At 73.2% G+C, this 24,748-nt stretch carries 24 protein-coding genes; 20 read left to right on the forward strand and 4 right to left on the reverse strand.

Annotation, left to right across the window (positions count from 1 at the left end):
* Window positions 1-23: 23 nt before the first annotated feature.
* Window positions 24-1,835, reverse strand: a complete 1,812-nt coding sequence (locus tag ABD709_RS00570; RefSeq protein ID WP_344771817.1) for a dolichyl-phosphate-mannose--protein mannosyltransferase — start codon at window positions 1,833-1,835, stop codon at window positions 24-26.
* Between the two features lie 33 nt (window positions 1,836-1,868).
* On the opposite strand from ABD709_RS00570, the gene rsmI reads away from it, so the two are divergent.
* From rsmI to ABD709_RS00605, 7 genes are all read left to right on the forward strand, one after another.
* Complete coding sequence (rsmI, locus tag ABD709_RS00575) at window positions 1,869-2,717, forward strand: 16S rRNA (cytidine(1402)-2'-O)-methyltransferase (protein ID WP_425575010.1); 849 nt, start codon at window positions 1,869-1,871, stop codon at window positions 2,715-2,717.
* Complete coding sequence (locus ABD709_RS00580) at window positions 2,704-3,558, forward strand: alpha/beta fold hydrolase (RefSeq protein WP_344771818.1); 855 nt, start codon at window positions 2,704-2,706, stop codon at window positions 3,556-3,558. Before rsmI ends, ABD709_RS00580 begins: the two co-directional genes overlap by 14 nt.
* Window positions 3,555-4,400 (forward strand): TatD family hydrolase, encoded by an 846-nt coding sequence (locus ABD709_RS00585; protein ID WP_344771819.1) that lies wholly within the window; start codon window positions 3,555-3,557, stop codon window positions 4,398-4,400. Before ABD709_RS00580 ends, ABD709_RS00585 begins: the two co-directional genes overlap by 4 nt.
* 324 nt (window positions 4,401-4,724) lie before the next feature.
* Window positions 4,725-5,900 (forward strand): resuscitation-promoting factor, encoded by a 1,176-nt coding sequence (locus tag ABD709_RS00590; RefSeq protein ID WP_344771820.1) that lies wholly within the window; start codon window positions 4,725-4,727, stop codon window positions 5,898-5,900.
* A 16-nt stretch (window positions 5,901-5,916) separates the two neighbouring features.
* On the forward strand, window positions 5,917-6,783 hold the full coding sequence (gene rsmA / locus ABD709_RS00595; RefSeq protein ID WP_344771821.1) for a 16S rRNA (adenine(1518)-N(6)/adenine(1519)-N(6))-dimethyltransferase RsmA: 867 nt from the start codon (window positions 5,917-5,919) through the stop codon (window positions 6,781-6,783).
* Between the two features lie 105 nt (window positions 6,784-6,888).
* Window positions 6,889-7,821: a 4-(cytidine 5'-diphospho)-2-C-methyl-D-erythritol kinase gene (locus ABD709_RS00600; RefSeq protein WP_344771822.1), complete on the forward strand. Its 933-nt coding sequence runs from the start codon at window positions 6,889-6,891 to the stop codon at window positions 7,819-7,821.
* Window positions 7,821-9,641 carry an ABC-F family ATP-binding cassette domain-containing protein gene (locus tag ABD709_RS00605; RefSeq protein WP_344771823.1) on the forward strand — a complete coding sequence of 607 codons (1,821 nt, stop codon included), beginning with the start codon at window positions 7,821-7,823 and terminating at the stop codon, window positions 9,639-9,641. The genes ABD709_RS00600 and ABD709_RS00605 overlap by 1 nt, the downstream gene beginning before the upstream one ends.
* A gap of 4 nt (window positions 9,642-9,645) precedes the next feature.
* On the opposite strand, the gene ABD709_RS00610 is transcribed toward ABD709_RS00605, so the two are convergent.
* Complete coding sequence (locus ABD709_RS00610; protein WP_344771824.1) at window positions 9,646-10,143, reverse strand: MarR family winged helix-turn-helix transcriptional regulator; 498 nt, start codon at window positions 10,141-10,143, stop codon at window positions 9,646-9,648.
* Between the two features lie 65 nt (window positions 10,144-10,208).
* Here ABD709_RS00610 and ABD709_RS00615 point away from each other — a divergent pair, with 65 nt between their 5' ends.
* From ABD709_RS00615 to ABD709_RS00650, 8 genes are all read left to right on the forward strand, one after another.
* Window positions 10,209-11,108, forward strand: coding sequence for an alpha/beta fold hydrolase (locus ABD709_RS00615; protein WP_344771825.1), 900 nt, complete (start codon window positions 10,209-10,211; stop codon window positions 11,106-11,108).
* Window positions 11,105-11,968 (forward strand): methyltransferase domain-containing protein, encoded by an 864-nt coding sequence (locus tag ABD709_RS00620; RefSeq protein ID WP_344771826.1) that lies wholly within the window; start codon window positions 11,105-11,107, stop codon window positions 11,966-11,968. The genes ABD709_RS00615 and ABD709_RS00620 overlap by 4 nt, the downstream gene beginning before the upstream one ends.
* On the forward strand, window positions 11,965-12,354 hold the full coding sequence (locus ABD709_RS00625; RefSeq protein WP_344771827.1) for a VOC family protein: 390 nt from the start codon (window positions 11,965-11,967) through the stop codon (window positions 12,352-12,354). Before ABD709_RS00620 ends, ABD709_RS00625 begins: the two co-directional genes overlap by 4 nt.
* Window positions 12,355-12,402: 48 nt before the next feature.
* Window positions 12,403-12,879, forward strand: a complete 477-nt coding sequence (locus ABD709_RS00630) for a hotdog fold domain-containing protein (RefSeq protein ID WP_344771829.1) — start codon at window positions 12,403-12,405, stop codon at window positions 12,877-12,879.
* Window positions 12,880-12,922: 43 nt separating this feature from the next.
* Entirely contained in the window at window positions 12,923-14,446 is a 1,524-nt protein-coding gene (gene miaB / locus ABD709_RS00635; protein WP_344771830.1) for a tRNA (N6-isopentenyl adenosine(37)-C2)-methylthiotransferase MiaB, read from the forward strand.
* Window positions 14,447-14,484: 38 nt separating this feature from the next.
* A complete protein-coding gene (locus tag ABD709_RS00640; protein WP_344771831.1) occupies window positions 14,485-15,099 on the forward strand; it encodes a hypothetical protein in 615 nt (204 codons plus the stop codon).
* A 204-nt stretch (window positions 15,100-15,303) separates the two neighbouring features.
* Window positions 15,304-16,035, forward strand: coding sequence for a Type 1 glutamine amidotransferase-like domain-containing protein (locus ABD709_RS00645; RefSeq protein ID WP_344771833.1), 732 nt, complete (start codon window positions 15,304-15,306; stop codon window positions 16,033-16,035).
* Window positions 16,036-16,095: 60 nt separating this feature from the next.
* Entirely contained in the window at window positions 16,096-16,884 is a 789-nt protein-coding gene (locus ABD709_RS00650; RefSeq protein WP_344771834.1) for an isocitrate lyase/PEP mutase family protein, read from the forward strand.
* Window positions 16,885-16,989: 105 nt separating this feature from the next.
* Here ABD709_RS00650 and ABD709_RS00655 read toward each other — a convergent pair whose 3' ends face one another.
* Window positions 16,990-18,087, reverse strand: coding sequence for a hypothetical protein (locus tag ABD709_RS00655; RefSeq protein ID WP_344771836.1), 1,098 nt, complete (start codon window positions 18,085-18,087; stop codon window positions 16,990-16,992).
* 208 nt (window positions 18,088-18,295) lie between these two features.
* On the opposite strand from ABD709_RS00655, the gene ABD709_RS00660 reads away from it, so the two are divergent.
* Entirely contained in the window at window positions 18,296-19,918 is a 1,623-nt protein-coding gene (locus ABD709_RS00660) for a sigma-70 family RNA polymerase sigma factor (RefSeq protein WP_344771838.1), read from the forward strand.
* Window positions 19,919-19,923: 5 nt separating this feature from the next.
* Here ABD709_RS00660 and ABD709_RS00665 read toward each other — a convergent pair whose 3' ends face one another.
* The gene (locus tag ABD709_RS00665; protein ID WP_344771839.1) at window positions 19,924-20,406 is read right to left on the reverse strand and encodes an NUDIX hydrolase; all 483 of its coding nucleotides are present in this window, start codon (window positions 20,404-20,406) and stop codon (window positions 19,924-19,926) included.
* 35 nt (window positions 20,407-20,441) lie between these two features.
* Between ABD709_RS00665 and miaA the strand changes: the two genes are divergently transcribed.
* From miaA to ggt, 4 genes are all read left to right on the forward strand, one after another.
* Complete coding sequence (gene miaA / locus ABD709_RS00670; RefSeq protein WP_344771840.1) at window positions 20,442-21,371, forward strand: tRNA (adenosine(37)-N6)-dimethylallyltransferase MiaA; 930 nt, start codon at window positions 20,442-20,444, stop codon at window positions 21,369-21,371.
* 5 nt (window positions 21,372-21,376) lie between these two features.
* Window positions 21,377-22,189 carry an SDR family NAD(P)-dependent oxidoreductase gene (locus ABD709_RS00675; protein WP_344771841.1) on the forward strand — a complete coding sequence of 271 codons (813 nt, stop codon included), beginning with the start codon at window positions 21,377-21,379 and terminating at the stop codon, window positions 22,187-22,189.
* A gap of 40 nt (window positions 22,190-22,229) precedes the next feature.
* A complete protein-coding gene (locus ABD709_RS00680; protein WP_344771843.1) occupies window positions 22,230-22,790 on the forward strand; it encodes a dihydrofolate reductase family protein in 561 nt (186 codons plus the stop codon).
* A 106-nt stretch (window positions 22,791-22,896) separates the two neighbouring features.
* Window positions 22,897-24,726, forward strand: coding sequence for a gamma-glutamyltransferase (gene ggt / locus ABD709_RS00685; RefSeq protein WP_344771844.1), 1,830 nt, complete (start codon window positions 22,897-22,899; stop codon window positions 24,724-24,726).
* Window positions 24,727-24,748: the final 22 nt, after the last annotated feature.

Genomic DNA, 24,748 nt, shown 5'->3' on the forward strand with positions numbered 1-24,748 from the left:
GGAAGCGTGCGACAGGCGGGTCGCTAGACCCAGCGCGAGAACCAGATGCGGTCCAGCCACTCGCTGTGGGTGAGCAGCCCGTCGGTCCAGATCGGCCAGAACCACGCGAAGTTCACCAGCGTGAGCACGACGAAGGCACCGCTGACGACGACACCGACGGTGCGCCGCGGCGAGGGGTAGCGCGACGGCCCGATCAGCTGCCCGATGGCGAGGGTCAGCGCGATCACCACGAAGGGCAGGATCGCCGAGGCGTAGAAAAGGAAGATGGGCCGGTCGTCGTACTGCAGCCACGGCAGCCAGGTGGACAGCGTGCCGACGACGGCCAGGCCGTACCTCCAGTCCCGGGCACCGACCCACATCACCGCCGCGAAGATCAGCGCGATGCACCCGGCCCACCAGATCGTCGGCGTGCCGAGCAGCAGCACCTGGCGGATGCAGTCGCTGCCCTGGGGCGCGTCGCAGCCGTCGTCGCCGGGCTGGATGTCGTTGGTGACCGCGACACCCACCGGCCGGTTGAGCAGCAGCCAGCTCGACGGCTTCGACTGGTAGGTGTGCGTCGCGCAGTTGAGGAAGTGCGTGTGGAACGTCCAGACGTCCTGGTGGTAGTACCAGAGCGAGCGCAGCGACTGCCACAGCTCGGCCGGGCCGTGCGCGTCCGGCTCGTCCGCGGTCGGCCAGTGCTTGCTGGTGTCCAGCTGCGTGGCGACGTAGGAGTCGTCCTTCTTGGCGCAGTGGCCGTGGCCGGTGTACTGCGTGTACTGCGTGGAGCTCAGGTGGTCCTCGTAGCTCCCGGAGTGCGCGAGCCAGCCCGCCCACGTCGAGATGTAGACGATCGTGCCGAGCAGCACCAGTGACAGGAACGCCGGTACGCCGTCCAGCAGGACGCTCTTGAGCAGCGGCCACCTGACCCCGAACGACCGCCGGGCGCCCGCGCTCCACAGCACGACCATGATCCCGAAGGCCGCGAGCGGGTAGATCGCCGTCCACTTCGTCCCCGCCGCGAGCCCGAAGCAGACCCCGCCCGCCAGCAGCCAGGGCCGCCACAGGAAGCCGAGCCTGCGGATCTCGATACGCCGAGGCTCGTTCCTCGCCTCGGCTACTCGATCAACGGAGGCCCCTTCCGTTGGTCGAGTAGCCGCCGAGGAACGAGGCGGCGTATCGAGACCCTCGGCGAGCTTGCGGCGCAACCAGTCGCGGTCGGCGACGAGGCAGTGGATCGCGCAGAGCAGGAAGAACGCGAGGTAGATGTCGAGCAGCGCGAGCCGGGAGAGCACCAGCTGCATGCCGTCGAGCATCAGCAGCAGCCCGGCGACGCAGCCGAGGAGCGTGGACCCGGTCATCCGCCGGACCAGCCGGCACATCACCAGGATCATCAGCGACCCGATGACCGCGGACATGATCCGCCAGCCGAAGGGGTCCATCCCGAACGCCTTCTCGCCGAGCGCGATCAGCCACTTCCCGACGTCGGGGTGCACCGCGAGTGACGGCTCACCCGTCCACACGCCGTGGGTGTGCCCGGCCAGGATGTCGGCGTTGATGTCGGTCTTGGAGTTGCCGTCGACGTCGGTCAGGTAGGTCTCGATGTAGCCGTTGTTGAGCAGCGACCACGCGTCCTTGGCGTAGTAGGTCTCGTCGAACGCGAACACCTTGGGCGTGCCGAGGTGATAGACCCGCAGGCCGAACGCGACCAGCGTGAGCCCGAGCGGCGCGAGCCAGCCCATCAGCCGCTCCCGGCGACGGATCCCGGTCAGCACACCGCGCGCCCGCTCGCGCGCCGAGGGGACCGGGAGACCGTCCGCGGTGCGGGACAACCCCACGGTCGGCTCGGCGGTCACGAGGAGGAACTGTACGTGGGCAGGACTGACATGATCGGCCCCATGGCGGATGGCGTGCTGGTGCTGGCGGGGACGCCGATCGGCCGGGTGGCCGACGCGCCGCCCCGGCTCGCGGAGGAGCTCGCGAAGGCCGACCTGGTCGCCGCGGAGGACACCCGCCGGTTCCGCCGTCTCGCGGCCGACCTCGGGGTCGAGGTCGGAGGCCGGGTCGTGTCCTACTTCGAGGGCAACGAGTCCGCGCGTACGCCGACCCTGGTCGAGGCCCTCGAGGCGGGCGAGCGGGTCGTGCTGGTCACCGACGCCGGCATGCCGAGCGTGTCGGACCCCGGCTACCGGCTCGTCGCCGCGGCGGTCGAGCGCGGCATCACGGTGACGGCGGTCCCGGGCCCCAGCGCGGTGCTGACCGCCCTCGCGGTGAGCGGCCTGCCGGTCGACCGGTTCTGCTTCGAGGGCTTCCTGCCGCGCAAGGCGGGCGAGCGGGCCCGGCGGCTGGCCGCCCTGGCCGCGGAGCCGCGCACGATGGTGTTCTTCGAGGCGCCGCACCGGACGGCCGCGGCCCTGGCGGCGATGGCCGAGGCGCTCGGCGCCGACCGGCCGGCCGCGGTGTGCCGCGAGCTGACCAAGACCTATGAGGAGATCCGCCGGGGCCATTTGGCCGAGCTCGCGGCCTGGGCCGAGGATGGGGTCCGGGGCGAGATCACGATCGTGGTCTCCGGCGCCACGGCGGGCCCCGCCGTGGCGAGCGACCCGGACAGCCTGCGCGCGGCCGTGGCCGCGCTCGAGGAGGACGGCATGAGACGCAAGGACGCCATCGCCCAGGTCGCCGTACAGGCCGGGCTGCCGAAGCGGGAGGTCTACCAGGTGGTGCATGTCGGTGAATGACGTGAGCGGCCGGATCACCGAGGTCCGGCGCGCCGGGCTGACCTTCGACGTCCGCGACGAGGGCCCGGTCGACGGCGAGCCGGTCGTGCTGATGCACGGCTTCCCGGAGCGTGCGACGTGCTGGCGCTACGTGTCGCCCATCCTCAACGCGGCGGGCTACCGGACGCTGGCGATCGACCAGCGCGGCTACTCGCCCGGTGCCCGGCCGAAGCGCCGTCGCGACTACGTGCAGAGCGAGCTGGTGGACGACATCGTCGCGCTGATCGACGAGGTCGGCGGCAGCGCCCACGTGGTCGGGCACGACTGGGGCGCGAGCGTGTCCTGGCTCGTCGCGATCATGCATCCCGACAAGGTGCGCACCCTCACCGCCGTGTCGGTCCCGCACCCGGGCCTGTTCATGAAGTCCTGGACGCGGTCGGCCCAGGGGATCAAGTCCTGGTACATGGCGTTCTTCCAGCTGCCGGTGATCCCCGAGGCACTGGCCGGGTCCCGGATCTTCCAGCGCTGGGCACGCCGCGGCGGGATGGACGAGGACGCGATCAACCGGTTCCGCTCGGAGATCCTCGAGGACGGCGCGCTGACCACGGCCATCAACTGGTACCGCGGGCTGCCGCTCTCCGACCCGCGGTCCGTCGGCGGCAACGTGACCGTCCCGACCACCCTGGTGTGGAGCGACGGCGACCACTTCGTCGGCCGCTGGGCCGTCGACCGCACCGACTCCGTCGTCGAGGCGCCCTATCGGCTGGTCGTGCTCTCCGACGTGTCGCACTGGATCCCGACCGAGGCGCCCGACGCGCTCGCGGACGCGATCCTCGGCCGGATCTCCGGCAAGGACGGATGACCGCCGGCGTGCCCGACGGCCGGCCGGGGGTCCCCGAGCCGTTGCCGCACCCGGTCGTCGACAACCACTGCCACCTCGACATCGCCCGCGAGGGCGAGCCGTGGGACGCGGGCGAGGCGATCGCCGCCGCGACGGCGGTCGGCGTGCCCCGGATCGTGCAGATCGGGTGTGACCTGCGCGGGGCCCGGTGGGCCGTCCAGGTCGCGCAGGAGCACGACGCCCTGGTGGCCGGCGTCGCGCTGCACCCCAACGAGGCGCCGCGGCTCGCCGAGCGCGGCGAGCTCGAGGCGGCCTGGGCCGAGATCGAGCGGCTCGCGGCCGACGACCGGGTCCGCGCCGTGGGGGAGACCGGACTGGACGCCTTCCGGACCGGTGAGGAGGGCCGGCGCGCGCAGGTGTCGTCGTTCGCCTGGCACATCGACCTGGCCAAGCGGCTCGGCAAGACCCTGGTGATCCACGACCGCGACACCCACGCCGAGGTGCTCGACGTCCTCGACGCCGAGGGCGCGCCGGACCGCTGGGTCATGCACTGCTTCTCCGGCGACGGCGCGTTCGCGCGCGAGTGCCTCGACCGCGGCGCCCACCTCTCCTTCGCGGGCACCGTCACCTTCAAGAACGCCGAGCCGCAGCGCGAGGCGCTCCGGCTCGGGCCGCGCGACCGGATCCTGGTCGAGACCGACGCGCCGTACCTCACCCCCAGCCCGCACCGGGGCCGCCCGAACGCCTCCTACCTGGTGCCGTTGACGGTCCGGCGGATGGCCGCGGAGCGGGACGAGGACCTCGGCGAGCTGTGCGCCGCGATCGAGGCGAACACCTTCGCCGCGTTCGGCGGCGCCTGGTAGCCGGCACGCAGCAGGGCGCAAACTATTGCAAGCAACCGGGTGTGAACGATGGTGCTGGTGAGGCGTCGAACCGGTGAAACGGGTCACTCCGCACGCCTGCCGGGCCCGTCGCGGGTTTGCATTCCGGTGCTTGCTGTTGTTTCGGTAGAGCGCGACGGCCGGGATCGGGAACCGTTACGACCAGCGCCGGGAGCAGCCACGAGCCGCTCCCGAGGCGCCCGGGTCAGGGGGCACGCGCCGCCGTACGTATGAGGTACGGCGGCCCGCTCCCGGACAGGGCTGTGCTGGCGCCCGAGGCCCGGAGAGTACGACGTTCGGAGAATCGTGCCCGCCAGTGAGCACACCACCCAGACCCCCGACGCGACCAGCGCGAGCCTGAAGGCCCGACTGGCCGCACTCATCGCCAGCCGCACCGTGCTGGTCGCGACCGCCGTGGTCGTGGCCCTGGCCGTCATGGGAGCCACCTACGGCTACCAGACGATGAAGACCACGGTGACCCTCTCCGTCGACGGCAAGGACCGCACCGTGTCCGGCCTCGGCGAGCACACCGTGGGCGACGTCCTCCAGGCGCAGGACATCACCGTCGGCCGGCACGACCTCGTGCAGCCCGACGTGGACGAGCCGATCCAGGACGGCGACCGCATCTCGGTGCGCTACGGCCGCCCGGTCGAGCTGACCGTCGACGGCAAGACCACCACGCACTGGGTCACCGCGACCGACGTGGACCAGGCCGTCGAGGAGCTCAGCGGCATCACCGCCGGCGCGCGCGTGATGACCAGCCGAAGCCTCGACATCCCCCGCGGTGGCACCCAGATCCGCGTGGTCACGCCGAAGAAGCTGACGGTCGCGATCGCCGGCCACAAGGCAGTCACCAAGGAGGTCCCGGCCTACACGGTCCGCGACGCCCTGACGTCGCTGCACGTGAAGTGGGACAAGAACGACCGCATCTCGCCGAAGCTCGGCGCCACGGTCGACGACGGCGACCACATCACGTTCACCGACGTGGACTTCAAGAGGAAGCACGTGAGCCACGAGAGCTACGACGTGCCGACCGTCTACCGCGACGACGACTCGGCGTACGAGGGCGACGACACCGTCGTCCGCGACGCCGAGGCCGGCACGCGCAACGTGACCTACCGGCTCGTGTTCGAGAACGGCAAGCTCGTGAAGCGCGTCGTCCTGCACCAGAAGGTGCTCGACCCGGCCGTGGCCGAGGTCGTGGCGCAGGGCACCAAGCAGGAGCCGACCTCCAACTATGCCGGCGGCTCGACCGTCTGGGACGCCATCGCGCAGTGCGAGTCCGGTGGCAACTGGGCGGCCAACACCGGCAACGGCTACTACGGCGGGCTGCAGTTCAGCCTCGGCACCTGGCAGGCGTACGGCGGCTCCGGCCTGCCGAGCGAGGCCAGCCGTGAGACCCAGATCGCCATCGCCGAGAAGGTCCGCGCCGCCGAGGGCGGCTACGGCGCCTGGCCTGTGTGCGGTGCCCAGGCGTACTGACGGATAGCCTCACCGCATGACGAGCCCCGCCGGTCCGAGACTCCTCGGGCCGGCGGAGGTCCGTTCCCTGGCCGACAAGCTGGGCATCCGGCCGACCAAGCAACGGGGCCAGAACTTCGTCATCGACGCCAACACGGTGCGGCGGATCGTGCGCGAGTCCGGTGTCGCCGACGGCGAGGTGGTCGTCGAGGTCGGGCCCGGCCTCGGGTCGCTGACCCTCGCGCTGCTCGAGGCGGGCGCGTCGGTCACCGCGGTCGAGATCGACCCGCTGCTCGCCGACGCGCTGCCGGCCACGGTCGCGGAGTACGCGCCCGACCACGCCGAGCGGCTGGTCGTCGTACCCGCCGACGCGCTGCGCATCACCGAGCTCCCCGGGCCGCCGCCGACCGCGCTGGTCGCCAACCTGCCCTACAACGTCTCGGTCCCCGTGCTGCTGCACCTGCTCGCGCTGCTGCCCTCGCTCGAGCACGGCCTGGTGATGGTGCAGTCCGAGGTCGCCGACCGGCTGGCGGCCGCCCCCGGCTCCAAGGTGTACGGCGTCCCGTCGGTCAAGGCCGCCTGGTACGCCGACGTACGCCGCGCCGGCGCCATCGGCCGCAACGTCTTCTGGCCCGCGCCGAACGTCGACTCCGGGCTCGTCGCGTGGACCCGCCGCGACCCGCCGACCACCGCGGTCTCCCGGGCGGACGTCTTCGCGGTCATCGACGCCGCGTTCGCCCACCGGCGCAAGGGCCTGCGGGGCGCGCTGCGCGAGATCGCGGGCAGCAGCGAGGCGGCCGAGGCCGCGCTGGTCGCCGCCGGCATCGAGCCGCTCGCCCGCGGCGAGTCGCTCGACGTGCACGGTTTCATCCGGATCGCCGAGGCCTTGGGGTCCGGTGGTTGAGGTGCGAGCGAAGCGAGTCCCGGTGGTTGAGGTGCGAGCGAAGCGAGTCCCGGTGGTTGAGGTGCGAGCGAAGCGAGCCTCGAAACCACCGATGATGGAGACGACATGAGTGCCGAGCCTCTTCCGGATCCGCTGTCGGTGACGGTCCGGGCGCCGGCGAAGATCAACCTCTTCCTCGGCGTGGGCCGGGCGCGCCCGGACGGCTTCCACCCGCTGGAGACGCTCTACCAGGCCGTCTCGCTCTACGACGACGTCACCGTGACCAGCGCGGACGAGTGGTCCGTGCGGACGGTGTCCGACGACCCCCACGTCGACCTGGCCGGCGTACCGGAGGACGAGGACAACATCGCCGTCCGCGCCGGCAAGGCGCTGGTCACCCACCATGGGGTGGACCGTGCGGCGGCGATCGAGATCCGCAAGGGCATCCCGGTCGCGGGCGGCATGGCGGGCGGGTCTGCCGACGCGGCCGCGACGCTGCTCGCGCTGGACCGGCTGTGGAACCTGCAGACCTCCGACGAGGACCTGCTGGCGCTCGCCGCCGGGCTCGGCTCGGACGTGCCCTTCGCGCTCGTCGGCGGTACCGCGCACGGCACCGGCCGCGGCGAGGTCGTCACCCCCGTCGAGGACAACGGCACCTGGTGGTGGGTGGTCGTCTTCAACGAGATCGGGCTGCCGACGCCGACGGTCTATGCCGCCTTCGACGTCGGGGAGTACGCCGAGGACGAGATCGGCATCGACGAGCCGCGCTACAAGATGCTGCGCGAGGCGGACCCGGACACGATGGCCCTGCTGGTCCGCAACGACCTCGAGGACCCGGCGTTCGACCTGCGCAAGGACCTCGAGCGGACCGCCGAGCAGATCCTCACGTGCGGCGCGACCACGGCGCTCCTCTCCGGGTCCGGCCCGACGCTGCTCGGCGCCGCCCGCGATGCCGCCCACGCCCGCGAGATCGTCGCGCGCCTCGCCGAGCTCGGCCACGAGAACGTGATGGTGGCCAACGGACCGGTGGCCGGCGCGCACGTGGTGTCCTACAACTGATGGCGAATCTGCTCAACCTCGAGAAGGTCTCCAAGGCCTACGGCGTCCGCCCGCTGCTGACCGACGTCTCCCTCGGCGTCGCCGCCGGTGAGCGGATCGGCATCGTCGGGCGCAACGGCGACGGCAAGACCACCCTGCTGCGGGTGATGACGGGGGAGGAGCCGGTCGACACGGGCCGGGTCTCCCGCCAGCGCGGCCTGCTCGTCGGCTTCCTGAGGCAGACCGACGACTTCGCCGACGACCACACGGTCCGCGAGGTGGTCCTGCAGGGCAAGGCCGACCACGAGTGGGCCGCGGACCCGGCGCTCCGGGAGATCGTCGACGTGCTGCTCGCCGGCGTCGACCTCGACCGCGCGATCGCCGGTCTGTCGGGAGGCGAGCGCCGTCGCTGCAGCCTGGCCGCGCTGCTGCTCGGCGAGCACGACCTGGTGATCCTCGACGAGCCGACCAACCACCTCGACGTCGAGGCGGTCGCCTGGCTCGCCGCGCACCTCGCCGCGCGACCGTCCGCCCTGGTCGTCGTCACCCACGACCGGTGGTTCCTCGACGCGGTCTGCCAGCAGACCTGGGAGGTCCACGACGGCGTGGTCGACGCCTACGAGGGCGGGTACGCCGCCTTCGTCCTCGCCAAGGCGGAGCGGCAGCGGCAGGCGGCCTCCTCCGAGGTCCGCCGCCAGAACCTGGTCCGCAAGGAGCTCGCCTGGCTGCGCCGCGGCGCGCCCGCCCGTACGTCGAAGCCGAAGTTCCGCATCGACGCCGCCAACGCGCTGATCGAGGACGTACCGCCCCCGCGCGACCGGCTCGAGCTGCAGAAGTTCGCCACCCAGCGGCTCGGCAAGGACGTGCTCGACATCGAGGACGTCGACCTCCGCCGCGGCGAGCGGGTCCTGCTCGAGCACGCCACCTGGCGGCTCGGCCCGGGCGACCGGGTCGGCATCGTCGGGGTCAACGGGGCCGGCAAGACCTCGGTGCTCGCGCTGCTGTCCGGTGAGCTCGCCCCGCAGCACGGGCGGGTGCGGCAGGGGCGGACCGTCGTGCTCCAGCACCTGTCGCAGAACGTCGACTTCGAGGACCCCGAGTCGCGCGTCCTGGCCACCGTCGAGTCGATCCGCCGGGTGACGCGGACCGTCGACGGCGAGGTCACGGCGACCTCGCTGCTCGAGCGGTTCGGCTTCACCGGTGACAAGCTCACCGCCCGCCTCGGCGACCTCTCCGGCGGCGAGCGCCGGCGCTTCCAGCTGCTCCGGCTGCTGCTCACCGAGCCCAACGTGCTGCTGCTCGACGAGCCCACCAACGACCTCGACATCGAGACCCTCAACGTCCTCGAGGACTTCCTCGACGGCTGGCCCGGCACCCTCGTCGTCGTCTCCCACGACCGCTACTTCCTCGAGCGCGTCACCGACACCGTCTGGGCCCTCCTCGGCGACGGCCAGATCTCGATGCTCCCCCGCGGCGTCGACGAGTACCTCGAGCGCCGCGCCGCAGGTCTCGATACGCCCTCGCTCGTTCCTCGCGAGGGCTACTCGACCGGCGACATCACCGTTGGTCGAGTAGCCGCCGAGGAACGAGGCGGCGTATCGAGACCATCCAGGGCGAAGGCGGGGTCGGCGGAGGAGCGTACGGCGCGCAAGGCGCTCGCCCGGCTGGACAAGCAGCTGGAGCGGCTGGCGGCGCGGGAGGCGGAGCTGCACGAGGCGATCGCGGCGAACGCGACCGACCCCGAGAAGCTGACCGAGCTCGCGGCGGAGCTGGGCGAGGTGCAGGAGGAGAAGGACGCCGCCGAGCTGGAGTGGCTCGAGGCGGCCGAGGTCGTGGAGTAGCGGCTCAGTCCTCGAACGGCAGCAGCAGCCGGCGGAGCAGGCCGGCGAGGGCGTCCTGGTCGGCGGGTGAGAGGTCGGCGAGCAGCTCGTTCTCGGCGTCGATGAGCGCGGTGAACGCGCCGTCGACGGCCTTCTTGCCCTCGGGGGTGAGTCGGACCAGCACCCCGCGGCGGTCGCTGGGGTCGGGATGCCGCTCGACCAGGCCGCGCGAGGCGAGCCGGTCGACCCGGTTGGTCATCGTCCCGCTGGTCACCAGGGTCTCCTTGAGCAGCCGCCCCGGCGAGAGCTCGTACGGCGACCCGGCGCGGCGCAGCGCGGCCAGCACGTCGAACTCCCACAGCTCGATCTCGTGCTCGGTGAACGCCTGCCGACGCGCGCGGTCGAGGTGGTGGGCCAGCCGCGAGATCCGGCTGAAGACGGCGACGGGACCCATCGCGAGGTCGCTGCGCGCGCGCGCCCACGCCTCGATCAGGTCGTCGACCTCGTCGCGCCCGCCGGACATGACAGAACCTTAACCGACGTCTCAAGAATCTTGATATCAAGAGAGTGTCGGGTAGGGTCGCCCCCGTGGACACCGTGACCACCGACCTCGACCAGCTCGAGCTGGTCAGCCTCGCCTGGGGCGACATCGAGGACAGGAGCCGCCCGCTCGCCGTGCTCCTGCACGGGTTCCCGGACACCGCGCACACCTGGCGGCACCTCGGGCCGGCTCTCGCCGAGGCCGGCTATCGCGTGGTCGCCCCGTTCACCCGCGGCTACGCGCCCTCCGGCCTCCCTGCCGACCGGAGCTACCACGTGCCGGCGCTGATGTCCGACGCGCTCGCCGTGCACGCCGCGCTCGGCGGCGACGACCGGGCCGTGCTCGTCGGTCACGACTGGGGTGCGATCACCGCCAACGGCCTCGCGGCGTACGGCGAGAGCCCGTTCGCGCGCGTCGTCGCGCTCGCCGTACCTCCCTTCTCCGCGATGAACCCCGACCGCGCCGACCTGCTCGGGTGGGCGCGGATCCTGCCGCGGCAGCTGGTGCTGAGCTGGTACACCCTGTTCAACCAGCTCCCCGTCCTCCCCGAGCGCAGCTTCGACCGCCTGGTCGCGCACCTGTGGCGGCGCTGGTCGCCCGGCTACGACGCGACCGAGGACCTCGCCCACCTCGCCGCGTCGCTCCCCGACGACGAGCACCGCTCGGCGGCGATCGGCTACTACCGCGCGCAGCCGCGGGTCTGGCGGCTGCCGGACCGCTACCGCGCGCTCGCCGACGACTGGGTCAAGGCGCCGCGGGTCCCGCTGCTCTACCTGCACGGCGCCGACGACGGCTGCCTCGACCGGCGCTGGGCGGACCGGGTCGCGCCCCGGCTGCCCGCCGGCAGCGAGGTCACGGTCGTCCACGGCGCCGGCCACTTCCTCCAGCTCGAGCAGCCGGACGCCGTCGCCGCGCGGATCCTCGACTTCGTCGGGGCCTCCGCATGACGCACCGCTGGGACCCCGAGCGCTACCTCGCGTACGCCGACGAGCGCGGCCGCCCGTTCGTCGAGCTGCTGGCGCGGGTCCGGGCCGAGGAGCCGGAACGCGTCGTCGACCTGGGCTGCGGCCCCGGCAACCTGACCGCGCTGCTGCGCCGGCGGTGGCCCGAGGCCGACGTGCTCGGTGTCGACAGCAGCGCCGAGATGATCGAGCGCGCCCGGCAGGACGTCGACGGCGTGCGCTTCGAGGTGGGGGACCTGCGGGAGTGGGCGGGTCTCACAAGGGGTCTCGATACGCCGTCGCTCGTCCCTCGCGACGACTACTCGACCGCCGGTCTGGTCGATGTGCTGGTCTCGAACGCCACCCTGCAGTGGGTGCCGGGTCACCTCGAGCTGCTGCCGGCTCTCGTGGCGAAGGTGCGGCCGGGCGGGACCTTCGCGTTCCAGGTGCCGGGCAACTTCGGCGAGCCGAGCCACACGATCCGCGACGAGCTGGCGGCCGAGGCGCCGTACGCCGAGGGTCTCGAGACGGTCGCCAGGGCGACCTCCTCGACCACCGGAGGGGGCGTCGCCACTCCGAGCGCCCACGACGCGGCGACGTACCTCCGCGCCCTGACCGCGCTCGGCTGCGAGGTCGACGCGTGGGAGACGACGTACCTCCACGTCCTGCACGGGGCGGACCCCGTCTTCACCTGGGTGTCCGGGACCGGCGCCCGGCCGACGCTGCAGGCGCTGCCGGACGACCTGCGCCCGGCGTTCGAGGACGAGTTCAAGCGGCGGCTGCGGGCCGCGTATCCCGACGACGGCCACGGGGTCGTGCTTCCCTTCCGTCGGGTCTTCCTCGTCGCCGTGAGGAGCAAGTCATGAAGCTGCACCACGTCCAGGTCGCCTGCCCGCCCGGCGGCGAGACCGAGGCGCGCCGGTTCTACGGCGACGGGCTCGGGATGATGGAGGTCGAGAAGCCCGGCGAGCTCGCGCAGCGCGGCGGTTGCTGGTTCCGGGTGTACGACGCCGCGGGCGCGGTCGCCGCGGAGATCCACGTCGGCGTGGAGGACCCGTTCGCGCCGGCGCTCAAGGCCCATCCCGCCCTGCTGCTCGACTCGGTCACCGACCTCGAGCTGTCCGCCGAGCGGCTCGCGGCGGCCGGGTTCGACGTCGACTGGACCGAGCGGCTCACCTTTGCGGGCTACGAGCGGTTCCACGTCTTCGACGGCGCCGGCAACCGGGTCGAGGTGATGGCGGCCGCGACGTGACGCAGGTCCGATTGCCGGGGCTGGTTACCCGCGAGTAACCTCGGCCGCATGAGTGCGGTCAAGAAGCTCTGGGACATCAGCACCGGCGTCCCCTTCCTCGGCGAGCCGGTCGGCAAGCGGGTGTTCTCGCTGGCGTTCAGCCAGAAGGCGCCGTACTTCGCGACCATCCGCCCGCGGTTCACGGTCGTCGAGCCGAACCACGTCGAGCTGGTGATCCCCAAGCGCCGCGGCGTGCAGAACCACATCGGCACCGTGCACGCGATCGCGCTCTGCAACGGCATGGAGGCCGCCATGGGGGCGCTCGCCGAGGTCACCATCCCCGCCGACAAGCGCTGGATCCCCAAGGGGATGGACGTCTCCTACACCGCCAAGGCCAGCAGCGACATCACCACGATCGCCGAGACCGACCAGGCGCAGTGGGACACCGCCGACGGCGACGTCGCCGTGCGGGTGAAGTGCGTGCGGGACGACGGCACCGTCGTCGCCGAGGGCCACATCAATCTCTGGGTCACCGCGAAGAAGTAGCGATTCGGGCAGGATCGCCCGCTCGCCGTACCCTTTTCGGGTCATGAGCACCGCGTCGAGCACCGCGTCCGAGCCCCGCACCTACGAGGTGCGCACCTACGGGTGCCAGATGAACGTCCACGACTCCGAGCGACTCTCGGGGCTCCTGGAGGACGCGGGGTACGTCCCGTTCGAGCCGGGGTCGTCGGCCGGCCGGGCCGAGTGTGCCGATGTGGTCGTCTTCAACACCTGCGCAGTGCGGGAGAACGCCGACAACAAGCTCTACGGCAACCTCTCCCACCTGGCGCCGATCAAGGCCGCCAACCCCGGCCTGCAGATCGCCGTCGGCGGCTGCCTCGCCCAGAAGGACCGGCAGACGATCACGGCCAGGGCGCCGTACGTCGACGTCGTGTTCGGCACCCACAACATCGGCTCGCTGCCGGTGCTGCTGGAGCGGGCGCGGGTCCAGGAGGAGGCGCAGGTCGAGATCCTCGAGTCGCTCGAGGTGTTCCCGTCGACGCTGCCGACCAAGCGCGAGTCGGCGTACGCCGCCTGGGTCTCGGTGTCCGTCGGCTGCAACAACACCTGCACGTTCTGCATCGTCCCCTCGCTGCGCGGCAAGGAGAAGGACCGCCGGCCCGGCGAGATCCTCGCCGAGGTCGAGGCGCTGGTCGCCGAGGGTGTCTCCGAGGTCACCCTGCTGGGTCAGAACGTGAACTCCTACGGCGTCGAGTTCGGCGACCGGCAGGCGTTCTCCAAGCTGCTGCGGGCGTGTGGCTCGATCGACGGGCTCGAGCGGGTGCGCTTCACCTCGCCGCACCCCGCCGAGTTCACCGACGACGTGATCGAGGCGATGGCCGAGACGGCGAACGTGATGCCGCAGCTGCACATGCCGCTGCAGTCCGGCTCGGACCGGATGCTGCGGGCGATGCGGCGGTCCTACCGCCAGTCCAAGTACCTCGGCATCATCGACCGGGTCCGTGCCGCGATGCCCGACGCCGCCATCACCACCGACATCATCGTCGGCTTCCCCGGCGAGACCGAGGAGGACTTCCAGGCGACGCTCGACGTCGTGCGGGAGGCGCGGTTCTCGGGTGCCTTCACGTTCCAGTACTCCAAGCGGCCCGGCACGCCGGCCGCCGAGCTCCCGGACCAGGTCCCGGCCGGCGTGGTGCGGGACCGCTACGACCGGCTCGTCGAGCTGGTCAACCAGATCGCCTGGGACGAGAACAAGCGGCTGGTCGGCCGCGAGGTCGAGCTGATGGTCGCCGAGGGCGAGGGCCGCAAGGACGCCGCCACCCACCGGCTCTCCGGGCGCGGGCCGGACAACCGGCTCGTGCACTTCGAGGCGGACTTCTCGCAGGTCGACGGCGAGGCGCGTCCCGGTGACCTGGTCACCGTGGGCATCACGTACGCCGCCCCGCACCACCTGGTCGCCGACGGCCCGGTCCGCGCGCTGCGCCGGACCCGGTCCGGCGACGCCTGGGACGCGCGGCAGGGTCGGGCGGCGGAGGCGCGGTCCGTCGGGCTCGGCATGCCGGCGGTCGGCGTACCTGCGCCACTGCCCGACGCCCCCGTCTGTGGATGAGCGTCTCGCGGTAGGGGGACGGCTGGCAGCCTGTCGGCATGTCGCCCTTCCTGCGCGCCGACTCCCAGGACATCCGTGAGGTGCTGGCTGACGGCGCCGTCCAGGTCCTGACCAAGCGGGGCGCCGACGGGGTGAACGTCGCCGCGCTCGCACGGTGGATGGGCATCACCCGACAGGCACTGAGCGAGCGGCTGTGGGACGCCGACGGCCCGCGGAGCCGGATCATCCGGCTGACGGTCGCCACGTTCGGCGAGCGCTGGCTGGGGTGGACCGCCGCGGCGTTGCTGAGCGATCCGCCGGTCCCCGCGTTGCCTGCCGGCCCGGAGGAGGCGCACGGCGTCCGGGTGTGGATCGCCCTCGCCGAGCTCGCCCGCGGCGAGGACGCCGTCGGCAAGCCGGATCCCCTCGGGGTGGTCGGTCGGGTCCGCCGCGACGAGCGCGACGACCTCCGGCACCGGCTGGCCGACTGGCTGCGCGCCTATCCCGCCGACGACGACGTCGACGAGCTGCTCGCGCTCGCCGAGGGTCTCCGCGCCGCGCTCGTCGCGCCCAGTCCGACCGTCTCGCTCGACGCCGCCCGCCGGATCCTGGTCCGCCGCCTCGACGCGATCCGGCAGGCGACCCCAGCCGCGCATCCCCCGCGGTCTGCTTGACGTCAGTCGGGTCGAGCCCTGCGGTACGTCAGGTAGGGCTGCGCGACCTGCTTGACGTCAGTCAGGCGGAGGCCTGACTGACGTCAAGCAGGCCGCCGGGCCCGCCTTGACGTCAAGCAGGGCTGGCCCTACCTGACGTCAACGGGGATCGGCAGGGGGGCCGGCCTGAACGGGCCGCCGGACCGGGATGCCAAGATCGGTCGCATGCCGGCTGACGAACCGACCATCCTGGCGACCTCGGGGGGAGCCGTCTCGGGCTCCCGCACCAAGTGGGAGGTCGGGCCGTTGACGTCGTACGCCGTGGAGCTGGCCGGCGTGACCGGGCGGGCGCCGCGGGTCTGCTTCCTGGCGACGGCGAGCGGCGACAACCCGCAGCTGATCCGGGACTTCTACGACATGAGCCAGCTGGCCGGCTTCCACGGCAGCCACCTGCAGCTGTTCACGATGCCGAACGTCGAGGACGTGCGGGAGCACCTGCTCGGCCAGGACGTGATCTGGGTGTGGGGCGGCAGCGTGGCGGGGCTGCTGGCGATGTGGCAGCTGCACGGCGTGGACGCGGTCATGCGCGAGGCGTGGGAGGCAGGCGTCGTGCTGACGGGCGTCTCGGCCGGGTCGATCTGCTGGCACCTGGGCGGGACCACCGACTCCTTCGGTCCCGACCTGCGGCCGGTGACCAACGGGCTGGGACTGGTGCCCTACTCCAACGGCGTCCACTACGACTCCGAGGAGCAGCGCCGTCCGCTCTTCCAGAAGCTCATCGCCGACGAGGTGCTGCCCGCCGGCTACGCCACCGACGACGGCGCCGGCGTGCTCTACCGCGGCACCACGATGGTCGAGGCGCTGACCGAGCGGGACGGCGCGGCCGCCTACTGGGTCGAGCGCGGCCCGGACGGCACCGCCGTCGAGACCCGGCTCGACACCCGCCGCCTGCGCTGACCGCTGAGGAACCCCTGTCGGTGGCCACGCCTGTCGGTGGCCACGCCTAGCGTCGCAGCCATGACCGACTTCCTCTCCCTGCACCGCCCCGGCGACCCGCTCCTGATGCCGAACGCCTTCGACGTCGGCTCCGCGCGGGTCCTCGCCGGCGCCGGCTTCCAGGCGATCGCGACGACCAGCGGCGGGTACGCCGCGACCCTCGGGCGCGGCGACGGCGAGGTCACCCGCGACGAGGCCGTCGGCCACGGCGGCGCCCTGGCCGCGGCGGTCGGCGTACCGGTCAGCGCCGACCTCGAGGACGGCTTCGGCGACAGCCCCGACGAGGTCGCCGCCACGATCACCGCCGCCCGCGAGGCGGGCCTGGCGGGCTGCTCGATCGAGGACTACACCCGCGACGACGACAACCCGGTCCACGACCTCGCCCTCGCCCGCGACCGGGTCGCGGCCGCGGTCGAGGCGAGCGGTGGCCCCGGGACGCTGGTGGTCACGGCCCGTGCCGACGGCCACCTGCACGGCCACACCGACCTGGGGGAGACCGTCGCCCGGCTCCAGGCGTTCCAGGAGGCCGGCGCCCACGTGCTCTACGCGCCCGGCCTGCGCACGCTCGAGGAGGTCGGGACGGTGTGCGCCGAGGTCGACCGGCCGGTCAACGTGCTGCTGCTGCAAGGCGGGCCGACGCCCGCCGAGATCGCCGACGCCGGCGCGGCGCGGATCTCCGTCGGCGGAGCCTGGACGTGGGTCGCCTACAGCGGCCTGGTCGACGCGGCGCGCGAGCTGCTCGCCGGCAGCGCGTCGTACTTCGACCGCATCGGACCGGCGTACGACGCCTTCACCCGCGGCGGCCGCTGACCGCGAGCCCCAGCGGCGGTTGCCTCCCGCCCGAGCACCCCTCTCCAGTGCTCGGGCAGGAGGCCATCGCCCTCCCGCGGTGGTGGCTCTCCCCCGTGGGACCCCCTACGGGTTGCCGCCCCGCGGCGCCCCCAGACGCCTCGGCGCGGTCCCGTAGGGGATCCCCCGGGACCTGTCAGTCCCGCGCGCACCGCGCGTGTCCCCGGGTACTGACAGGAGCTTTCGGTTGCCGACGGCCGCGTCGAGCGCGGCCCGGCGCTGCAGGACCAGCGAGGTGCGCGAGATCCGGAGCATCACGGCCGCGGACGGCGTGACCGTGCCCGACGCGTACGTCGACAGCCGCTCCGGCGTGGTCCCCATCCACGCGGCGAACTCCGGCTCGGGCACGCCGCTGAGCGCGACCAGCCGGCCGATCTCCCGCGCGACCGTGTCGCGCTCGGCCTCCCGCTGCTGCTCACGGCACAGGTCGAGGAGCGCCGCGATCATCGCCGCGGCGTGCTCGAAGCCCGCTTCCCGGGCGAGGTCGGCGACCCGGACGGCGTACGGCGACCACGCGCTCTCCGACGCCAGCCCCACCAGGTGCCGCCACTCGCCGATCGTTCCGTTCTCGGCGATGTCGAGGAGCTCCTCGACCGACTCGACCGGCGGCGCCGGGCAGCTCCGGTCGACGCCCTGCTGCAGCAGGGCGTGTGCCGCACGGATCCCGACGTTGTCGATGATGTCGAAGCGCGCCCCCGTGGCGGGCGCCGCCGCGAGGCGCTCGCGGAGCCCCTCCGCGAGGAGCCGGCGGATCACCGCCGTGGCGACCGGGAGGGAGGCGTCGCCCTCCAGTCGCCGCCCGTGCCGGTGCTGCAGCCGGGCGAGCGGGCCGTGCCCGAGCAGCTGGACGAGGTCGGCGAGATCGGCGTGGTCGGCCGGGTCGTCGTACACGGCGAGGCCGACCAGGTTCGCGCTCACCGCGCAGGTCGCGGTGGACCGGCGCGCGTCGCTCAGCTCCTCCAGGAGCCCGAGCAGCCGCTCCCAGGCGATGACGTGCGCGCCGTGCCCCGCCCCGACCACCCGGTCGGCACGGGCCAGGACCCCGATCACGACGTCGAGCAGCCGCTCGTGCTGCGGCTCGCTGGCGCGGCGGGTGACGAAGGCGGCGTACAGGTCCGCGACCCCCGCGCTGGCGCGGACGGGCCTGAGCACGGTGATCGTCATCCTCGTCGCCCCTCGGTCGGTGCTGCCGGCCTCTCGGCCGTGCCTGTCACCTGTCCAGACGGAGACGCCGACGGAACATCACGCGGTTTCCGGATCTTTCTTCCGGGGATGTCGGGACCGTGTCGGAGAAGGGACGCGCTGGACGGATGCGCGAGGCCGTTACACACTGCTAACGGCCACCGGCACGGCACCACATGGGGGAAGAGCGATGGCGGACGACGCTGCGCACGCGCAGGACGAGCAGCTGCTCGACGGCGTGCGCGCGGGCGACGACGCTGCCTACGAGACGCTCTACCGCGAGCACCTCGACGACGCGCGCCGTCTCGGCCGGATCCTGGTCGGCGCCGAGCACGCCGACGAGCTGGTCGCCGAGTCCTTCGCCAAGGTGCTCGCCGCGCTGCGCAACGGCGCCGGCCCGACCAGCAACTTCCGGTCCTACCTGCACGTCACCATCCGCAACGGCTACCGCGACGGTCTCCGCGCGACCAGCGAGGCACCCGTCTCCGACCAGCCGTGGCTGCTCGACGACACCGAGCCCGGCCCGGAGGCGATGGTCGAGGGCCTCGACGAGACCGTCGCGGTCGACGCGCTGGCCAGCCTGCCCGAGAGCTGGCAGCAGGTGCTCTGGCACGTCGAGGTCGAGGGCCGCAAGCCCGCGGAGGTCGCGCGGCTCCTGGACCTGCGACCCGGTGCGGTCTCCTCGCTCGCGCACCGGGCCCGCGAGGGCCTCAAGCGGGCCTACCTCGACCGGCACGCCGGACCCGAGCCCGCCCGCCCGGCCTGCCAGTGGACGCACGCCCGGATGGGCCAGCACGCCCGCGGCGACCTCGGCGCTCGTGCCTCGGCGAAGTTCGACGACCACGTCGCCGACTGCCCGGCCTGCCAGGACTCCTTCCTCGCCGTCGAGGCGGCCAACCGCAGGCTCGCCGCCTACGTCCTCCCGATCGTGCTGCTCGGCGCCGCGACCGGCAGCAAGGGCCTGCTCGTGCTCCTCGGCACCGGCGGCGCCGCGGCGGCCGCCGGCGGGGCCGCGGCCGGCGCTGCTTCGGGTGGTACGACGTCCGGGGGCGCTGCCGCCGGCAGCGCGGCGGCGGCGGGGGGCGGCGTCACCGGCCCGGCAGGCATCGCCGCGGCGGCCGCGGTCGCGATCGGCCTCGCCGCGGTCGGCGCGTTCGTGGTGACCCACCACCACGCGGGCGAGGAGTCGCGGTCCGCGGCCGGCGACCACGGGGCCGTGGCGCCCGGGCCGAAGGACCAGCACCACCGGGACCGGACACCCGCACGGCACGGGCCGACGGCCCGGCCGCCGGCACCGCTGCCCGCCGCCCCGCCCGTGGTCGCGACCGCCCCGACGCCGGCCCCACCGCCCTCGGGCAACCCGTCGTCCGCGCCGCCGTCCTCGCCGCACAGCGACGCGCCCTCGACGATCCACCCCACCGACCCGCCGCACGTCAGCCCGACCCCGGCCGACCCCGGCGGCCCGACCGAGCACACCGACCTGGCGAGCGTCCGCGCCACCCAGGTCGGCAGCTCGGTCAACTGGCGCGTCGCGGCCGACGTCGACCTACTCGGCGGACCGGCCCGCACGATCGAGGTCCGGTTCGCCTTCCACGGGCTCGTGACCGTCGGGACCCCGCACCCGGGTGCCGGCTGGAGCTGCAGGAGCCTCCTGCTCGGGCCGTTCTCGGTGCGGTGCACCTTCGACTACGCCGGCACGCCACCGCCGCCGGTCACCGTCAGCGCGCGCACCAACCCGCTGGCCCGGCACCTCTCCGGCACCGCGACGCTGCGCTCGGCCGGCGAGACGATCGGGACCCGGCCGTTCGGCTGAGCGGGCTAGAACCCGAAGTGGGTCAGCGCCGGCAGCGACCCGGCGCGGATCCCCTCGAGCACCACCCGCTCGTGCGGCACGACCGGGTCGGGCAGCCCGTCGAGCCGGTACCACCGCAGGTCGGCGCACTTGCTGGGCTCCACGATCCGCGGCTCGCCCGTCCACGACCGCGCGGTGAAGAAGAAGTCGACCCGCTCGTCGATGGGCAGGTCGTGCGCGGTCCGCTGCATCGCGGTGACGAAGGTCAGCTCGACGTCCTCGACCGCGACCTCCTCGTGGGCCTCGCGCCGCGCCGCGACCTCGGCGGTCTCGCCGCGCTCGACGTGCCCCGCGGCCGCGGCCGCCCAGTGCTCGTCCATGTAGCCCGTCCCGCGCCGCAGCTGGAGCAGCACCTCCGTGCCGTGCTCGCCGTCCCGCAGGAAGAAGACGTACGCCGCCGGCACCACCACGAAGCGCTCGGCCCCGGTGGCCGGGTCCTGAACCGTCACCGGCACAACCTAGCCGCCTTGGCAGACTGCCCCTCATGGAGCAGGTGGTCCCGATCGTGGCGCTGGTCGGGCCGACCGCCGCCGGCAAGACCAGCCTCTCCCTCGACCTCGCCGAGCGGCTCGGCGGCGAGGTCGTGAACACCGACGCGATGCAGGTCTACCGCGGCATGGACATCGGTACGGCGAAGCTGCCGCCCGCCGAGCGACGCGGCATCCCGCACCATCTGCTCGACCTGCTGGAGGTCACCGAGCCGGCGACGGTCGCGGAGTTCCAGGGCTGGGCGCGCGCCGCTATCGCCGACATCCGCACGCGCGGCGCCGTGCCGGTCCTCGTCGGCGGGTCCGCCCTCTACACCCGCGCGATCCTCGACCGCTTCGACTTCCCCGGGACCGACCCCGAGGTCCGCGGCCGGCTCGAGGCCGAGCTCGCGGAGGTCGGCAGCGCCGCGCTCCACCGGCGGCTGCGCGACCTCGACCCCGTTGCCGCCGACCGGATCGAGGTCTCCAACGGGCGCCGGATCGTCCGCGCGCTGGAGGTCGTCGAGATCACCGGGAAGCCGTTCACCGCCAGCCTGCCCGTCCAGGAGTACGCCGACCCGCACAGCGTCCAGGTCGGCGTCGCCATCGACCGTGCCGACCTCGAGCCGCGGATCGTCCGGCGCGTGGACGAGATGTTCGACGCGGGCTTCGTCGACGAGGTCGCGCGGCTGCTCGACCTCGGGCTCGCCGAGGGCCGGACCGCCTCGCGCGCCATCGGCTACCAACAGGTGATCGCCCACCTCGAGGGCCGCCTGACCCTCGACGAGGCGCGCGACCGCACGGTCATCGCCACCCGCCAGTTCGCCCGGCGCCAGCTGGCCTGGTGGAAGACCGACCCCCGGATCGCCTGGGTCCCCCACGCCGCCCCCGACCGCGTCGACCAGGCCCTCGCCGCGGCGCGAGCCGCCACGGCACCTCTAACCTGACAGGCATGTCGCTCCCGCAGCCCACCTCCGACACCGCCGCCCTCGTCACCGGCGCCTCCTCCGGCATCGGTGCCGAGATCGCCCGCAACCTCGCCGGTCGTGGCCACAACCTGGTCCTCGTCGCCCGCAGCGAGGACAAGCTCAATGCCCTCGCGACCGAGCTCGCCGCGCTCGGCGTACGCGCCGAGGTGCTGCCGACCGACCTCACCGACCGGGCCGCACGGAAGGCGCTGCCGGGCCGCGTCGCCGAGCTCGGGCTGACCGTCTCTGTCCTGATCAACAACGCCGGCTGGTCGACCATGGGTGCCGTGGCGAAGGCCGACCCCGAGGCGGAGCTCGGGATGGTCGAGGTCGACGTGGCGGCCGTGGTCGACCTGACCACCCGCTTCCTCCCGGCCATGACCGCCGCGGGGACGGGCGCGGTCCTCAACGTCGCGTCCACGGCGGCCTTCCAGCCGATCCCCGGCCAGGCCGGCTACTCGGCGGGCAAGGCGTTCGTGCTCGCCTACACCCAGGCGGTCGCCGAGGAGGTACGCCGCCAGGGCGTCTCGGTGACCGCGCTCTGCCCGGGACCCGTCGACACCGGGTTCCTCGACACCGCCGGGATCAGCGAGACCGAGGCCAAGGGCGCGATGCCGGAGATCATGTGGGTCGACGCCGCGGCCGTGGCCAAGGCCGCGGTCGACGGGCTGGCGAAGGGCCGGCGGGTGGTCATCCCCGGCGCCGCGAACATCGTGTCGGCCCGGCTCTCCTGGCTCACCCCACGGTCGGTGCTGCTGCCGGTGCTGCGTCGCGGGCACCCCGCGCTCCGCCGCTGACCGCGGCGCCGGTGTCGGTGGTCGCGCGCATGCTGCTGCCGTGACCAGGCTGATCTACTACACCGCCACGACGCTCGACGGGTTCATCGCCGACCCCGACGACTCGCTCGACTGGCTGATGCGCCAGGACCAGGACGAGCACGGACCGCTGAACTACGAGGACTTCATCAAGGACATCGGCGCCCTCGTGATGGGGTCGACCACCTACGAGTGGGTGCTCGAGCACGCCCCCGACGAGTGGTACTACGCGATGCCCACCTGGGTGATGTCCACCCGCCAGCTGCCGATGCCCAAGGTCCCCGCGGACGTGCGGTTCGCCTCCGGCGACGTCCGGCCCGTGTATGACGCGATGGTCGCGGCCGCGGCCGGCAAGGACCTCTGGGTGGTCGGTGGCGGCGAGCTCGTCGGCAGCTTCGCCGACGCAGGCCTCCTCGACGAGGTGATCACCTACACCGCGCCGGTCACCCTCGGCGCCGGCCGCCAGATCCTCCCGCGCCGCCTCGACCTCGAGCTGCTCGAGGCCACCCGGAACAAGGCCTTCGTCGCCGCCCGCTACCAGGTCCTCGGCCCGCTGAAGGAGGACCGCACCGCCGGTGGTTGAGGTGCGAGGCGCCCCAGCGCCGAGCCTCGAAACCCCCGGCGCACCCTTGAGCTCACTTGCCCGGCAGGAGTAAAGCTGGGGCATCGGCTCCATCTCGGGAGGACCCATGCTGCGAACGACCGCCATCCTCGCCACCGCCGCCCTCGGGACGGCCCTGCTCGGTACGCCGACCGCCGGCACCGCCGCGTCGCCACCGGGCGCCGACCGGGCCACCGAGCCGCCACGCAACGCGACCGTCGTCGGTCACGGCGGGGCGGTGACCTCGGTCGACCCGAACGCGTCCCGCATCGGGCTGAAGGTGCTGAAGAACGGCGGCAACGCCGTCGACGCGGCGGTCGCCACGGCCGCGGCGCTCGGCGTGACCGAGCCCTACAGCTCGGGCCTCGGCGGGGGCGGCTACTTCGTCTACTACGACGCCGACTCCGGCAAGGTCCGCACCATCGACGGCCGCGAGACCGCGCCGGCGGGGATCACCCACGACGCGTTCATCGACCCCGACACCGGCCAGCCCTACCCGTTCACTCCCGACCTGGTCACCAGCGGCGTCTCGGTCGGCGTACCGGGCACGCCCGCCACCTGGGACACCGCCCTGGACCGCTGGGGCTCGCTGTCGCTGCGCGAGGCGCTGAAGCCGGCGGCCCGCCTCGCGCGGAACGGGTTCGTCGTCGACGACACGTTCAACCTGCAGACCACGGAGAACGAGGAGCGGTTCCAGACCTTCACACCGACCAAGCACCTGTTCCTCGCGCACGGCGTACCGGCCGTCGGCTCGACCTTCAAGAACCCGCTGCTGGCCCGCACCTACGACCTGGTCGGTGAGCACGGCGTCGACTGGCTCTACGACGGGCCGCTCGCGCACGAGATCTCGCAGGTCGTGCAGCACCCGCCGGTCAGCGGCGACACCGACCTGCCGGCGCCGCCGGGCAGCATGAAGCCGTCGGACCTGCGCGACTACCGCGCGATCCTGCAGGCCCCGACCCACGTCGGCTACCGCGGCTACGACGTCTACGGCATGGCGCCGTCGTCGTCCGGCGGCTCGACGATGGGGGAGGCGCTCAACATCCTCGAGCAGTACGACCTCGGTGGCATGTCCACGGTCGACGCGCTGCACCACTACCTCGAGGCGACCGCGCTGGCGTTCGCCGACCGCGGGAAGTACGTCGGCGACCCGGCGTACGTCGACGTACCGCTGCACGCCCTGCTCGACGACACCTTCGCCAAGGAGCGCGCCTGCAACATCGACCCGGCGACCGCCGCGCCGAAGCCGGTCGCTCCGGGCGACGTGACGTCCTACGACGGCGTCTGCCCCGAGTCGACGACCGCCGCCGACCCGACCGCCGACACCGAGGGTCTCTCGACGACGCACCTCACGACGGCCGACCGGTGGGGGAACGTCGTGTCCTACACGCTGACCATCGAGCAGACCGGCGGCTCGGGGATCGCGGTGCCGCACCGCGGGTTCCTGCTCAACAACGAGCTGACCGACTTCACCGCGGTCTACGACCCCGCCGACCCGAACCGGATCGAGCCGGGCAAGCGGCCGCGCAGCTCGATGTCGCCGACGATCGTGCTGCAGGACGGCAGCCCCGCCATCGCGCTCGGGTCGCCCGGCGGCTCGACGATCATCACCACCGTGCTGCAGGTGCTCGTCAACCGGCTCGACCTCGGGATGTCCCTGCCCGACGCGGTCGCCGCACCGCGGGCCTCGCAGCGCAACACCGCGAGCGTGACCGCGGAGCAGGCGTTCATCGACGAGTACGGCGCCGCGCTCGAGGCCTACGGTCACACCTTCACGGCCGCCGGTGCCCCCGGCACGAGTGCCGCCGAGATCGGCGCCGTCACCGGTATCGAGTTCGGCCCGCACGGCAAGATGACCGCCGTCGCCGAGCCCACCCGCCGCGGCGGCGGCGACGCCGAGGTCGTGAACCCACGCTGACCGGTTGAGGTGCGAGGCGCCC

It is taken from the genome of Nocardioides panacisoli (genome assembly GCF_039537325.1).
GTDB classification, from domain to species: domain Bacteria; phylum Actinomycetota; class Actinomycetes; order Propionibacteriales; family Nocardioidaceae; genus Nocardioides; species Nocardioides panacisoli.